The organism is Aeromonas sp. 6P (assembly GCF_051919525.1).
Lineage (GTDB): Bacteria > Pseudomonadota > Gammaproteobacteria > Enterobacterales > Aeromonadaceae > Aeromonas > Aeromonas veronii.
Map to the genome: position 1 here is coordinate 1,110,816 of NZ_JBQBEO010000002.1, position 13,415 is coordinate 1,124,230.

11 protein-coding genes are annotated in these 13,415 nt (G+C 57.5%); 8 read left to right on the forward strand and 3 right to left on the reverse strand.

All coding sequences use genetic code 11. The annotated features are described in order from the left end of the window. Nucleotides 1–21: 21 nt before the first annotated feature. Nucleotides 22–567 carry a hypothetical protein gene (locus ACTG2J_RS05400; RefSeq protein ID WP_041202288.1) on the reverse strand — a complete coding sequence of 182 codons (546 nt, stop codon included), beginning with the start codon at nucleotides 565–567 and terminating at the stop codon, nucleotides 22–24. Between the two features lie 316 nt (nucleotides 568–883). Between ACTG2J_RS05400 and ACTG2J_RS05405 the strand changes: the two genes are divergently transcribed. From ACTG2J_RS05405 to ACTG2J_RS05420, 4 genes are all read left to right on the forward strand, one after another. Next, nucleotides 884–1,648 carry a substrate-binding periplasmic protein gene (locus tag ACTG2J_RS05405; RefSeq protein ID WP_439997262.1) on the forward strand — a complete coding sequence of 255 codons (765 nt, stop codon included), beginning with the start codon at nucleotides 884–886 and terminating at the stop codon, nucleotides 1,646–1,648. Nucleotides 1,649–1,740: 92 nt separating this feature from the next. Continuing rightward, nucleotides 1,741–3,225 carry a L,D-transpeptidase family protein gene (locus ACTG2J_RS05410; protein ID WP_439997263.1) on the forward strand — a complete coding sequence of 495 codons (1,485 nt, stop codon included), beginning with the start codon at nucleotides 1,741–1,743 and terminating at the stop codon, nucleotides 3,223–3,225. A gap of 164 nt (nucleotides 3,226–3,389) precedes the next feature. Then, a complete protein-coding gene (locus tag ACTG2J_RS05415) occupies nucleotides 3,390–3,935 on the forward strand; it encodes a DUF882 domain-containing protein (protein ID WP_005338458.1) in 546 nt (181 codons plus the stop codon). Nucleotides 3,936–3,982: 47 nt separating this feature from the next. Beyond that, nucleotides 3,983–4,234 (forward strand): lipoprotein, encoded by a 252-nt coding sequence (locus tag ACTG2J_RS05420; protein WP_005338457.1) that lies wholly within the window; start codon nucleotides 3,983–3,985, stop codon nucleotides 4,232–4,234. Between the two features lie 85 nt (nucleotides 4,235–4,319). Here the strand turns inward: ACTG2J_RS05420 and ACTG2J_RS05425 are convergent, their stop codons facing one another. Both ACTG2J_RS05425 and cysZ read right to left on the reverse strand, forming a co-directional pair. Continuing rightward, nucleotides 4,320–4,934 carry a trimeric intracellular cation channel family protein gene (locus tag ACTG2J_RS05425; RefSeq protein WP_005338456.1) on the reverse strand — a complete coding sequence of 205 codons (615 nt, stop codon included), beginning with the start codon at nucleotides 4,932–4,934 and terminating at the stop codon, nucleotides 4,320–4,322. A gap of 146 nt (nucleotides 4,935–5,080) precedes the next feature. Beyond that, nucleotides 5,081–5,845 carry a sulfate transporter CysZ gene (gene cysZ / locus ACTG2J_RS05430; protein WP_005338455.1) on the reverse strand — a complete coding sequence of 255 codons (765 nt, stop codon included), beginning with the start codon at nucleotides 5,843–5,845 and terminating at the stop codon, nucleotides 5,081–5,083. 214 nt (nucleotides 5,846–6,059) lie between these two features. Between cysZ and ACTG2J_RS05435 the strand changes: the two genes are divergently transcribed. The 4 genes from ACTG2J_RS05435 to ACTG2J_RS05450 all read left to right on the forward strand — a co-directional run bounded on the left by ACTG2J_RS05435 (nucleotide 6,060) and on the right by ACTG2J_RS05450 (nucleotide 13,383). Next, the gene (locus ACTG2J_RS05435) at nucleotides 6,060–9,434 is read left to right on the forward strand and encodes an AAA family ATPase (RefSeq protein ID WP_439997264.1); all 3,375 of its coding nucleotides are present in this window, start codon (nucleotides 6,060–6,062) and stop codon (nucleotides 9,432–9,434) included. 15 nt (nucleotides 9,435–9,449) lie between these two features. Beyond that, complete coding sequence (zipA, locus tag ACTG2J_RS05440) at nucleotides 9,450–10,619, forward strand: cell division protein ZipA (protein WP_139429323.1); 1,170 nt, start codon at nucleotides 9,450–9,452, stop codon at nucleotides 10,617–10,619. A 99-nt stretch (nucleotides 10,620–10,718) separates the two neighbouring features. Further along, nucleotides 10,719–13,082 carry an NAD-dependent DNA ligase LigA gene (gene ligA, locus ACTG2J_RS05445; RefSeq protein WP_439997265.1) on the forward strand — a complete coding sequence of 788 codons (2,364 nt, stop codon included), beginning with the start codon at nucleotides 10,719–10,721 and terminating at the stop codon, nucleotides 13,080–13,082. Further along, nucleotides 13,072–13,383 carry an SWIM zinc finger family protein gene (locus ACTG2J_RS05450; RefSeq protein ID WP_139441809.1) on the forward strand — a complete coding sequence of 104 codons (312 nt, stop codon included), beginning with the start codon at nucleotides 13,072–13,074 and terminating at the stop codon, nucleotides 13,381–13,383. Before ligA ends, ACTG2J_RS05450 begins: the two co-directional genes overlap by 11 nt. Nucleotides 13,384–13,415: the final 32 nt, after the last annotated feature.

The following is a 13,415-nucleotide window of genomic DNA, read 5'->3' on the forward strand; positions in this document are numbered from 1 at the left end:
AAATGGTATTCGGGGCAAGGATCACTGGGCTACGGTCAAACGTACCGACTGCACATTGATGGGAGTAGGTGCCGAGAGCGCCAGAAAATTGGGGCGCTTGGGATCTGCCGTGAGCGAGTCACCGGGCAGACTGAGGCGGATTTCGTTGATGCCCGCTTTGGCCAGTTTCACCGTGGTGGTGAAGTCGTGACCCAGCGCCACTTTCAACAGGGCACCGGCTTCCGGGCTGTTGATGCGGGCCTGTACGGTAAGCTGATCCGGATTGGCCGCCTGCTTGGGCAGCACAAAGTAGAGACCGCCCTGACCGCTGAGCAGGGTACCTTCATCGCTCGGCTTCTTGGCCCAGCCTTCGCTGGAGAGAAAGCGGCTCGGCTTGGTCAGATTGAGCTCGTTACCCGGCTGATAGGTCATGCTGGAGTTGTGTTCCCAGAAGCGGGTCTTGCCTTCCAGATAATAGAGTTTGTAGGCCAGGCTCACGTTGGGGTGAGCAGCCAGATAGAGGGTGTAAAGATAAAAACCGCTTAACGCCAGAATGGCAGTCAAAAAACCGAACTTTTTGTACGTCATATCACTCTCTATGCCTGACAGAATGGGTAGGCCGATGTCGCGCATATGCTAATCCAATTGCAAAAAAAGCATAGTGGATCACAAAAAAATATTTGGTCACATATTAACCCCTTTTTACCCCTGTTCCAAACGTTGCTGTTTCCCGGTTAAACAGGCCTGGCGCGGCACAGGTTGCCAGTGGCGCTCCGGCAGGGCAATTGGTAAATAGAAGCGCTTTGCTGCGTCATTTTCTAGCGGATGCGATAGTCATCTGGCCTCTATCGCCATTTTGCAGGGGGCGATTTATGATGACTCACCTATTCGTCAAGGATGACATATGAAGTGGCTCTCTTGCTGTCTGCTGCTTGGATTATGGGTGCCAATGGCATTGGCCAAGGCCCTGTGTCCCGAGCCCATTCAGGTCGGTTACGATAACTGGCCCCCCTACCATTATTACGAAGCCGATTCACCCCAAGAGGTGCGCGGTTATGCCGCCGAGGTGCTGACGGCTGTGCTCACTTCCATGCACTGCAAGGTCAACTATGTGGAGCTGCCCTGGAAGCGGATACTGCACGAGATGGAGCATGGCGAGATAGACATGGCGATGGAGGCGAATATCAATGATGAGCGCGCTCGTTATGCCTGGTTTTCCGACTCCTACAACCCGGGGCGGACCTTGCTGTGGATCCGCAGGGGCAGCCACTATCCCGAGCAGGATCTGGCGAGCTGGCTGGCCAGTGGTTACTCCCTCGGTGTCACCAAAGAGTACTTCTATGGTGATGAAGTGATGTCGCTGCTCGCTCGCTATGCCAAACAGGTGAGTGCGGTGAGCGACCAGCAAAATTTTGAGAAGCTGGCCCGCGGGCGGATCGACGGTTTCCTTGGTGACATGCTGGCTACCCCCAGCGCTCTTAACAAGGAGGGGATGAGCGGTCTGTTCACCAGTCACCCCATGGTGGTATCTGAATCGCCGAGCTTCTTTATGTTGGGCAAACGCAGCTTTTCGCCGCAGTTCTTGCAACAATTCAATCAGGCATTGGCGCGGTTCAAGGAGACAGATGCGTATGACATTATCTGGCAGCGTTATGCCCCCGGGCGCTAGCAAAGTATTGGCCGTTCACGCATCATGAGCGGCCTGAGCATCGGGTCTGCTTGTCAGGCCTGACAGAGTGAACAAACCGTTTTGAGGTACCCATGGGGATGAAGTATTGGCTGGCCCTTGCCAATCTGGTGTGGCTGGGATGTTTGCCCGCTGGCGCGGTACATGCGACCGAAGCACAAGTCGTGGTGGCGGCCAGTGAAACCGGACACGATTGGTATCAGGGCAGTCAGGCCGAACAGGCCCGTGTCGAGCTGGAGCAGCAGTTGCAAGAGGCTGTGCTTGCCCAGCTGCATCCCGATTTTTTCACGCTGTGGAAGCGTCTGCAGGCCACCCCTGCAGACAAGCGTGGTGCCATCTATGACGACATTTTTACCAAGCTGAGCCGTTTCCAGCACGCCTGGCGGGGGATGGATCTGGTCTCGCGCGAGCAGATGAAGACCCTCAAGCTCGATTTGAACCGCCCTGTAGTGACCCAACCCAGCGATGATGACCTGCTCACCCAGGTGAAATCTCTGCGCCCCCAGGTGGCGGAATACGAGGCGGTGCGGGCCAAAGTGCACAAACTGCTGGCAATGCCGATGGCCAGCAAGTGGCCAACCCTCGATATGCCGACCCTGCGTGCCGGAGAGAGCTCCGCCGAGCTAGGCCAAATCCGCGCCATGCTCAACGAGCTGGGCGACAGCGCCCCGAGCCATGGTGATCAGATTTACGATGGTGATACCGAGCAGGCCATCAAGCAGTTCCAACGTCGTCACGGTCTCACCGCAGACGGCATTATCGGTCGTCAGACCCGCTCCTGGCTCAATACCGGCCCGCAAGTGCGCGCCAGCCTGCTGCTGCGCAACCTGTGGCGTCGCGATCTGGTGGATCAGCTCGCCGGTGGCCGCTACGTGCTGGTCAATATTCCTGACTACCGCCTGAGCGTGGTGGATTCCGGCAACGAGGTATTCACCAGCCGGGTCATCGTCGGCAAGGAGCAGCGGGCCACCCCCATTCTGGCCAGTGAAATTCGCTCCATCGTGCTTAATCCCTCCTGGCATGTGCCGCGCTCTATCCTGAGCAAGGACATTTTGCCCAAGCTGGGTCGCGATCCCGCCTATCTGAGTCGCGAGCAGTTCGAGGTGATTGACAGCGAGGGCAATCCGGTCCAGTTCACCGAAGAGGGGTGGCATCAGGCGTTGGCCGCCGGTTTCCCCTATCGCCTGCGGCAAAAGCCGGGGGATCACAATGCCCTGGGGCGCTACAAGTTCTACCTGCCCAACAATGACGCCATCTATCTGCACTCCACCCCGCGCAAGGCGCTGTTCGAGCAGGGGGCGCGCGCCTTCAGCTCGGGCTGCATCCGGGTGGAACATGCGGACGATCTGGCCGAACTGTTGCTGGCAGATTCCCGCTATCAGCCGGACAAGGTGGCCAATATCCTCAAGGAGAGCCAGACCAAATGGTTGCCGCTCACCACGCCGATCCCGGTCTTTACCGTCTACTGGAGCAGCTGGATCGACGAAAATGGTCGCCAGCAATTGCGTAACGACATCTACGGATTTGATCGGGTCAGCTTCCAGAGCCGCCTGCTGTGATCCCTGCCACAGAGTGAAAAGCCCGGCCTGTGCCGGGCTTTTCTATGGGCGATTGAGGTTTGACAGGGCCCCCCGCTGGAGGGTAGTTTCAAGCGCCAGTATCACATTCAATCAGTGATCTTATTCAACTATTTTCGCTTGAATCTGCGATGGACGAACCCCTTATGCTGGAACAAGAGATAAGTCGACGTCGCCTGTTGCTGGGAGCCGGTTGCCTGCTGGGCAGCTCGCTGATCTCCTTCCCTGCACTGGCCAGCCGCAGTACCACCGGGCGTGAACTCAGTTTCTTCAATCTCAATACCGGCGAGCGGGTGCGCGCCAGCTATTGGGAGAACGGCCACTATCTGAGCGACGGGTTGGCCGAGCTCAACCACATCTTCCGCGATTACCGGCGCAACGAAGTGTTCAACATCGACAAGAAGCTGTTTGATCAGCTGTTCCTGTTGCAGCACAAGCTGGGTCGGCGCAGTGAAATTCAGCTGATCTCCGGCTATCGCGCCCCGGCGACCAATCGTCAGAAGCGCCACAAGAGCCGCGGCGTGGCCAAGCACAGCTACCACACCCTGGGGCAGGCGGTGGATGTGCGGATCCCCGGCGTACAGCTGGCCCATCTGCGCAAGGCGGCGCTCCAGCTCAAGGTGGGTGGGGTTGGTTACTATCCTCGTGATAACTTCGTTCACCTCGATACCGGCCCGGTGCGCAGCTGGTAAAGGGGTTGGCAAGCTGCCAAGCTCTTCCCACCAGAGAGGAGATAGCGATGAAAAAGATAGTGATTGGCGGTCTGATCGCCCTGTTGTTGACCGGTTGCAGCAAGCTCAACCGTGAAAATTACGACCAGTTGAAGATGGGGATGAGCTACGCCGAGGCCAGCACCATTCTGGGCAAGGCGGAGCGTTGTGATGATGCCTTGGGCACTACCAGCTGCCTCTGGGGCGGGGAAGGGAAGAACATCAAGATCCGCTTTATCGCCGACAAGGCGACCTTCTTCAGCTCGGAAGGGATTAACTGAGTCGCAGAACGTCCATGAAAAAAGCGCCACTCGGGCGCTTTTTTGTTGCTCGCAATCCAACCTGCTTCGCCAGAAGCTGGCGTACTCAATGGGTCGCGTACTGGTAGTTGAAAGTGGGCAGACCCCACTTGAAGCGTACCGCCAGCAGCCGCAGCACAAAGCCGATCCCGATGGAACCGAACGCTGCCCAGTTGGTGGGCAAGCCCTGATCCAGCGCCAGACAGTAGAGGGCTGCGGTGATCAGCGAAATGGCTGCATAGAGCTCGCGACGAAACACCAGCGGAATTCGCTGACAGAGCAGATCCCGCAGCACACCGCCAAAGACTCCGGTCACCACCGCCATGATGCAGGCAATACCGGCGCCGTGGCCCATATCCAGCGCCCGGGCCGCACCGAAGATGGAGAAGACCACCAGTCCCAGGGCATCAAGGGCCATGAACAGCTTGCCGAGATAGCGCATCAGGGGGGCGGAGACCACACCCGCCATCGCGGCTGCGGCAACCAGCAGCACGTATTCCGGATGCTCAATCCAGAGCAGCGGATAGTGGCCCAGCAGCACATCGCGGATGGTGCCACCACCGATGGCCGTCGCCGAGGCGATGATCACCACACCAAACAGATCCATCCGTCGCCGACCCGCGGCCAGCGCGCCGGTCATCCCTTCGGCCACCAGGCCCACCAAGAAGAGTGCATGTAACATGAGATATCCCAGGGAACGAGAAAGGCCAGAATCCTACCAACTCGTGTCATATGGGACAAGCTATCGAATGCATGCATTAATTTAATTCATGCTAAATACGAAAAAGGCACCGTTTCGGGTGCCTTTTTCTAATCAATGTTCAAGGGTTAGCGCCCCAACTGCTCTTGCCGGTAGTGATCGACCCACATGGCGGTGGCACCACAGATGGCGACCGGCATCACGAAGAGGTTCACCACCGGAATGGCGGAGAAGAGGGTCACCAAAGCGCCGAAGCTGAGGCACTTGCCGCGGCGCTGCTTCAAGGCATCGCGCATGGTGATGAAGTCGATCTTGTGGTTGTCGAACGGATAATCCACATACTGGATCGCCATCATCCAGGCGCTGAACAGGAACCAGAGCACAGGCGCCAGGGTCTGGCCCACCACAGGGATCAGAAACAAGATCAGGCAGCCAATGGCCTTGGGCAGGTAATACTTCAGCTTGGTCCATTCGCGGCCGAAGGTGCGTGGCACATCCTTGACGATATCCAGCATGCCGCTGTCATTGGCGGGCTGGCCGGTGAGGATCTGCTCGACTTTCTCCGCCAGCAGGCCGTTGAAGGGAGCGGCTACCCAGTTGGCGACCGAGCTGAAGATAAAGGAGAAGACCACCAGTATGGTGATGAGGGCGATGGGCCACAGCAGATAGTCCAGCCAGTCGAGCCAGGCGGGGATCTGCTGATGGAGCCAGGCGAACAGGCCGTCCAGTTGCAGCAAGAGGGCATAGAAGGCCCCGGCAAACAGCACGAAGTTGACCAGCAGGGGGATCAGCACAAAGGTGCGGATGCCCGGTTGGCGAATGAGGGAAAAACCGCGCAGAAAGTAGTCTGCACCGCTGATTGAATCTTTGACCATATGGGGTGATTGGCTCATGTGAGCTCCATCTATGCATGGGAGAACTGCCAGCATATTACAAACAAGCCTTTGATTTGGTAAAGTCGCCGACTATTCCTTATTTCGTGCCGTGGCGACTGAAAATCGGGCATTGAATGGGGATGATGCCTGCATATTACAAACAAAGCCGGGTCTGGATTTGGTAAAGTCACCTGCCCGCCTCCTCTTTATTTAGCCACTGATACAGGTCGCCATGCGTCTGAAACTGATCAAACTCGCCGGCTTCAAGTCGTTCGTCGAGCCGACCCGCATCGAACTGTCGGCAGACATGACCGCCGTGGTGGGCCCCAATGGCTGTGGCAAATCCAACGTCATCGACGCGGTGCGCTGGGTGTTGGGGGAGAGCTCCGCCCGCCATCTGCGCGGCGAGAACATGACCGATGTCATCTTCAACGGCTCTATCAATCGCAGTGCACACGGGCGCGCCTCGGTGGAGCTGGTGTTCGACAATCCCCACAACCGGGTGCCCGGCGAGTTCGGTCGCTTTACCGAGATCTCGGTGCGCCGCGAAGTGCTGCGCGATGGCTCCAACCACTATCAGATCAACGGTCAAAAGTGCCGCCGCAAGGATGTGACCGACCTCTTCCTCGGCACCGGTCTTGGCCCCCGCAGCTACGCCATCATCGAGCAGGGCACCGTCAGCCGACTGGTGGAGTCACGTCCGGCCGATCTCAAACTCTTTATGGAGGAGGCTGCCGGGGTTTCTCGCTACAAGGAGCGGCGCCGCGAGACCGAGCAGCGCATTCGTCACACCCAGGAGAACCTGGAGCGCCTCGGCGATATTCGCGGCGAGCTGGGCTCGCGCCTTGAGCACCTCAAAGCCCAGGCCGAAACGGCCGAGCGCTACAAACAGCTCAAGAGTCGTTCGCGCGCCGCTCGCGCCGAGCTGATTGGCTCCGAGTTGTGGGCGCTGGAGACGCGCCTTGGCGAGGCTAAAACCGAACTTGCGCAGGCCGAGCAGGCGCTGGCGGCGCTCGATGCCAAGCGCACCGCCGATGAGGGGCGCCACGTCACCTTGTCGGTCGCCAGACAAGAGGCGCAAGCCGAGCAGGCGAGCCGTCAGCAACAGATTTTTCTCGGCGGGCAGGCCATCGCCCGTCTCGAGCAACAGCAACTGCACCAGAGTGAACTGGGGCGCGACTGGCAGGCCCGTGCAGAGGCGCTCGGTGAGCGGATCGCCACCCGCAAGGCGCAGCTTGCCAGCCAGCAGGATCAACTGACCGAAGGGGTATTGCGCGCCGAGCAGGAGAGTGCCCGGCTGGAGCAGTGTGAGCAGTTGCTCACTGAGCAGCAGGAGGCCCGCCAGCACGCCAGCGAGCAGCTGGAGCAGGCCCGCCTGCGCCAGCAGCAGTGGCAGCAACAGTTGGCCGGGGTGCAGGGGCAGCTCAACCAGACCCGCACCCGGTTGGGTGGCCTGCAGGAGCTGCAAGCCAAGACCCGGCTGGCCCGCCTCAAGCTGGAAGATGAACGCGCTGGCCCTCTCGGTACAGAGGCCGACGATCTGCAACCGGCCCTCGATGCCCTGAGTGGTGAGCTGGAGCTGACGCGGGCGGCCAATGGCGAGCTGACCGAGCAGCTGGCGCAGGCGGTCGACGCCCATGAACAACTCAAGCAGCAGCATGGCCAGCAGTTGAGCCTGCAACGGGAGCTGGAGGCGCGGCTGGCGACCCTGGATCAGATCCTCGGCGAACAGATGGAGGGGGCGACCCTGGCCGACCGGTTGCAGGTTGCCCCCGAATGGGCACAGGCGCTCGATAAAGTGCTGGGTCGCTGGCTCACCGCAATGCCGGCGGACGAGTGCAATTTGGCGCAAGAGGGGCTCTGGATTGGCCCGGCGCAACCGGCGGTTGCCGGTACCCTAGCGGCGCAACTGGGCGGCGAGCACATTCCTGCCTTCCTCAACGCCATCTGGCTGGTGGAGAGCCGGGAGGCTGCATTGGCCCGCCAGCCAAGCCTTGCGGCCGGTGAGTCGGTACTGACTCCTGCTGGCGACTGGCTGGGGCCAAACTGGGCAGATCTGGGGCAGGGCGCGGCGCTTGGCACCATGGCGCTGCTCGGTGAGCGTGAGCGGTTGCATACCGAGCAGGAGAGGGTTGCCGCGGGGCTGGCACAGCTGAGCGAGCAACTTGTGGCTGCCGATGCCCGGCGTGCCCAGCTTGCCAGCGCGCAGGAGTTGTCGCAGCGAACCTTGCGCGAGCAAGAGCAGAAATGGCAACAACTGCGCGAAGCCTGGAGCCTGCAACAGGGTCAGCGGCAGGAGCGGTTGCAGCGGCTCGGTCAGCTCGGCGAAGAGCTGATCCGGCTTGATCAGGAGCAGGCCGAAGAGGCAGAGCGACTGGCCAGCGCCCGTGAACAACTGGAACTCGATGAGGCGCGCCTTGCTGAGTTGCAGGAGCAGGGGGAGCCGCTGACGCAAGGGTTGCAGCTCGCTCAGGAGCTGTTGACCCGCAGCGAGCGGGCTGTCGACGAGGCACGTGTGCGCCGCGAGCAGCAACAAGCGACCTGCCAGCGTTTGCAACTGGAGTTGGGCAATCTGCGCCAACTCATTACCCTGGGCGAAGAGGAGTTGGCGAGGCTCGGGCTGGAGCTGGCAGGGCTGAAAGGGCCGGATAGCGAGGCCGTGCCGGATCTGGCGCCCCTGCTGGCCGAGCAGCGCAATCTGGAGGCACAGCAACTCGCTTGCCATCAACGGCTGGCGGAGCTGGAACGTCAATTGAGCGAGCTGGATCAGGCGCGTAGTGCCGATCACAAGCAGCTGGTAGTGCTGCAGGAGAAGTTGGCGACCCTGCGCCTTGAGCGCGAGCGCAACCTCACCCGCCGGCAAGGGCTGCACGAGCAGTTCGAAGAGCTGGGGGTTCGACTGGTAGATCTCGATCAGGCGGTGTTGATCGCCGCAGATCGCAGCAAGCTGCGGCAGGAGATCCAGACTCTGGAGGGGCAAGTGGAGGCGCTCGGCGCCATCAACCTGGCGGCGCTGGAGGAGTACGAAGAGGCGAAAACCCGGGCAACCTATCTTGAAAATCAGTGCCAGGATCTCGAGCAAGCGCTGGAAACCTTGAGCCAAGCCATTAAAAGAATTGATAAAGAGACACAAATACGGTTCCGGGACACTTTCGATAAGGTCAACGAAGATTTAAAATCCCTGTTTCCAAAAGTGTTCGGTGGGGGCAGTGCCTGGCTTGAGCTTACCTCCGATGATCTTTTGGAGGCCGGAGTGAGCATCATGGCGAGACCTCCGGGTAAGAAGAATGCTACCATTGCCCTGCTTTCCGGGGGGGAGAAGGCGTTAACCGCGCTTGCGCTGGTTTTTGCCATCTTCAGACTCAACCCAGCACCTTTTTGTCTGCTGGATGAGGTGGATGCACCGCTCGATGAAGTGAACGTGGGTCGCTTCTGTTCTCTTGTCAAAGAGATGTCGAGCACAGTACAGTTCGTTTACATCAGTCATAATAAGGTCTCCATGGAGATGGCTGAGCAGCTGGTTGGCGTCACGATGCAAGAGCCCGGGGTTTCTCGCATTGTGTCGGTCGATATCGGTGAAGCCGTCGCTTTGGCTGAGCAAAACTAGAAAGAGAAGCAGCTAATGCAGGAATTGCGTTACATCTTGGTTGCCCTGGGCGGTATTGCTATTGCGGCATTGCTCATTCACGGGTTGTGGAGCAACAAAAAGAATCGTCAGGCACCGATCAAAGAGAAACCGATTGGACGGATGGACTCCAAGTCGCGGGATCGTGATAACGACGCCTTCGACAGCGATGGCATCGGCCAGGTACGCGTGGTCAGTGGTGGCCGTCGTGCCGAGCCCAAGCTGCGCAGTGAAGAGAGCCGCCAGCCGGAACTCGGTCGTCGCCCTGCCGTCCCCGCCTTTGATGATGAAGATGACGAGGACGATCTGCCGCCGCCCGTAGTGCGCAAGCCTGCTGCCCGCCCGGTTCCGCCACCTCCTGTCTATGAAGAGGAGGAAGCGTTCGACGAACCGCTGCCCGAGGAGATCGACGAGGCGCCCGCCGCGCCGGTGCGCAAACCTGCCCAGGTTAATCGTCGTACCCCGGTCTACCGTTCCCGTCCCCAGCGCGAGCCCATGATGCAGTCGCTGGACGACGAGCCGCTGGTCGAGCCCGCCTATGCGACAGCCCCGACTTTTGGTGCCCGTGCAGAGACAGTCCGTACCGCCGACACAGTGCGTGCCGAACCGGTGCGTGCTCCCGAGCCGGATTATCAGCCGCAGCCCCGTCATGTGGCTCCCGAGCCTGTTTATGAAGAGCCGGCCTATGTGGCACCTGCACCTGTGGTTGAAGAGCCGCGCATGGCCCCCCAGCCGGTCGAGAAGATCTGGCAGGATGTCTATGTCATCAACCTGATGGGCCGTCCGGGTCACGACTTGCAAGGTGCGACCCTGCTCTCATCCCTGATGGCGCTGGGCTTCAAGTTTGGCGAGATGGATATTTTCCACCGTCACGAAGATCCCAACGGAAAGGGCGAAGTGCTCTTCTCCATGATCAACATGGTCAAGCCGGGTACCTTCAATCCCTATCGGATGGAGCAGTTCACCACGCCGGGTGTCTCCCTGTTCATGCAACTGCCGCTGCGCAGCAATGCCGCGTTTGCCTTCGAGGACATGCTGCAGGCTGCCGATCAGCTGGCCAGCGATCTCGATGCCATGCTGACAGATATGGATCGCAGCCCGCTGAGCGACGAGACCATTGCCCGTTACCGTCACGAGCTGGCTGCCTACGAGGCCAGCCGCGACTAATACGCCATGCGGGTCGAGTGAAGAAAAAGTGCGGTACCCTGGTACCGCATTTTTGTTTCTACCCCGGCCGTATGTTCAATCACACTTCGAGACTTTTTCATGAGCGACACCCTCTCCCGCCACCGTCAATTGTGTGAACTGCTTACCGAATATGGTCACCAGTACTATGTGTTGGATAACCCCACAGTGCCGGATGCCGAATACGACCGTCTGATGCGCGAATTGATCGCACTGGAGGCTGACCACCCCGAGCTGAAAACCCCGACTTCACCGAGTGTGCGGGTCGGCGGTCAGCCGCTGACCGCCTTCAAACAGGTGCGCCACGAGATCCCCATGCTGAGTCTGGATAACGTCTTTAGCAGCGAAGAGTTGCAGGCGTTCGAACAACGGATGAGCGATCGCCTCAAGCGTGACGTGCGTTTCACCTTCTGCTGCGAGCCCAAGCTCGATGGTCTGGCGGTGAGCCTGCTTTATGTGGATGGTCAGCTGGTGCAGGCGGCCACCCGGGGCGATGGCGCTACCGGTGAGGAGATCACCGAGAACGTCCGCACCATCAAGGCCATTCCGCTCGCATTGCGGGGCTCTGGCTGGCCCGATCGGCTGGAGGTGCGTGGCGAAGTCTTTATGCCCAAGGCAGGTTTTGAGGCGATGAACGCCAAGGCGCTGGCAGCGGGCGAGAAGGTATTCGTCAACCCGCGCAATGCCGCCGCCGGCAGCCTGCGTCAGCTCGATTCACGCATCACCGCCAGCCGTCCCCTGAGCTTTTACGCTTACGGTGTCGGTGTTGGCGGCGAGCAACTGGGCGACTCCCACTTTGGCCGTCTCACCCAGCTCAAAACGTGGGGGCTGCCGCTCAGTCCAGAGGTGAAGATCAAAGAGGGGGCCGCCGGTTGTCAGGCGTTCCATGACGACATTCTGGCCCGCCGTGGCGAGCTCCCTTACGAGATCGACGGCGTGGTCTACAAAGTGGATGCCATCGCTCTGCAGGAGGAGCTGGGCTTTGTGGCCCGCGCCCCGCGCTGGGCGACCGCCCACAAGTTCCCGGCGCAGGAAGAGATGACAGAGCTTGAGAACGTCGAGTTTCAGGTCGGCCGCACCGGCGCCGTGACCCCGGTCGCCAAGCTTAAACCTGTGTTTGTCGGCGGCGTCACCGTCTCCAACGCCACCTTGCACAATGCTGACGAGATTGAGCGCCTCGGCGTGATGATTGGCGATACCGTGATCGTGCGCCGGGCAGGGGATGTGATCCCGCAGATCGTCGCCGTGGTGGAGGCGCAGCGCCCAAGCGACGCCCGCGCGATCTTATTCCCGGCCGAGTGTCCGGTCTGTGGTTCGGATATTGTTCAAGAGAAAAAAATCGTCCAACAAAAAACCAAAACACTCGAAAAAATACTTGCGACTCGTAAATGTACGGGAGGGTTAAATTGTCTAGCTCAAGTCAAAGAATCTCTCAAACATTTTGTTAGCCGTAATGCGGTTGATATAGAAGGTGTTGGTGATAAAGTCATTGAACAGTTAGTAGATGGTGGATTAGTTAAACATCCAGCAGATCTATTTAGATTGAGTGTTGATGATTTTTTAAAATTAGATGGTTTTGCTGAAATTTCAGCAAAAAATGCATTTGATGCTATTCAGGCTAAAATTGGTACAACATCCTCTATCGACTTTCTATTTGGATTGGGAATTCCATCTGTTGGTCAAGTTGTTGCAGAAAGACTGATTGTTGAGCTTGGATGCTTGGATAATATAATGTCAGCACCGAGAGGAATTATTAGTCAGATAAATGGTATCGGTTTAGATATTGATGCGGAAATATCAGACTATTTTAGTGCTGCTTCAGTAAGCAATTCGGTTATGGAACTAGCCGATGTAATGGGTGTGGAAAGATCTGGAATATCAATATCCAGAATGTATAAAAGAAAATTTTCAATGGCAAAAATCATTGAAGGTTTAAATATTGATGGCGTTGCTAAGACTTTCTCTGAAGCTATATCTAAAGAAATAACTTTGGATCAGTTGTGCAATGGTTTACAGCATGGTGATTTGGTTGGTATCACAACCACAGCCGGCACAAGTATCAGCAAGCAAAAAATTGATGCAGTTGTCAAAGGTATTAAAGAGAAGAAGCCCTTGCTTGATGCGGTCAAGATCTATGTTGATAAACATGCACTATTGGATGTTGACGATTTATTGGATTCTGAGCCAGCGGAAAAATCAGATAGCTTTATCGCGGGTAAGTCATTTGTAATCACTGGCAGTTTTACGTTCATGTCGAGGGATAAATTGAATTCAAAACTAAAGGAGCTTGGTGGTGAATCTAAAACTTCAGTGTCAAAAAATACAGATATGTTGATTATGGGTGATAAGGCTGGTAGCAAATTGAAAAAAGCGACCGAGCTAGGTATAAAAATCATCAATGAAGATGAATTGCGTTCTCTTCTGGAGTCTGAAAATGGAATTTAAGTATTCTGTTGATGGAAGTGAAGGTAATGTGTACACCGTTACTGTTAAAGAAAGTAATGGCGTATTCAATTTATATTGTGATTGTGCTGCTGGTTCTTATGGAAAGAAGTGTAAGCATAAATCAGGAATAATTGAAGGTATATTGAACGGCCAAATTAATGATGTTTTCAGGTCTGATTTTTTAGGTTCCGAGTTGTGTTCTCATTATCTTTCTTTGAAAGAGAGTGAAGCAGAGTTGGAGCAGATGAAGAAAGACGTTAAACGTAAGACCGCTCGTTTTGAAAGAGTCATGGCTGGATAAAAATTATCCATGTCTATGAACCCGGCCTTAGT

Coding starts and splice junctions, on each gene's coding strand:
- ACTG2J_RS05400 (WP_041202288.1), bottom strand. CDS start 567: ATGACGTACAAAAAGTTCGGTTTTTTGACTGCCATTCTGGCGTTAAGC.
- ACTG2J_RS05405 (WP_439997262.1), top strand. CDS start 884: ATGAAGTGGCTCTCTTGCTGTCTGCTGCTTGGATTATGGGTGCCAATG.
- ACTG2J_RS05410 (WP_439997263.1), top strand. CDS start 1,741: ATGGGGATGAAGTATTGGCTGGCCCTTGCCAATCTGGTGTGGCTGGGA.
- ACTG2J_RS05415 (WP_005338458.1), top strand. CDS start 3,390: ATGCTGGAACAAGAGATAAGTCGACGTCGCCTGTTGCTGGGAGCCGGT.
- ACTG2J_RS05420 (WP_005338457.1), top strand. CDS start 3,983: ATGAAAAAGATAGTGATTGGCGGTCTGATCGCCCTGTTGTTGACCGGT.
- ACTG2J_RS05425 (WP_005338456.1), bottom strand. CDS start 4,934: ATGTTACATGCACTCTTCTTGGTGGGCCTGGTGGCCGAAGGGATGACC.
- cysZ (WP_005338455.1), bottom strand. CDS start 5,845: ATGAGCCAATCACCCCATATGGTCAAAGATTCAATCAGCGGTGCAGAC.
- ACTG2J_RS05435 (WP_439997264.1), top strand. CDS start 6,060: ATGCGTCTGAAACTGATCAAACTCGCCGGCTTCAAGTCGTTCGTCGAG.
- zipA (WP_139429323.1), top strand. CDS start 9,450: ATGCAGGAATTGCGTTACATCTTGGTTGCCCTGGGCGGTATTGCTATT.
- ligA (WP_439997265.1), top strand. CDS start 10,719: ATGAGCGACACCCTCTCCCGCCACCGTCAATTGTGTGAACTGCTTACC.
- ACTG2J_RS05450 (WP_139441809.1), top strand. CDS start 13,072: ATGGAATTTAAGTATTCTGTTGATGGAAGTGAAGGTAATGTGTACACC.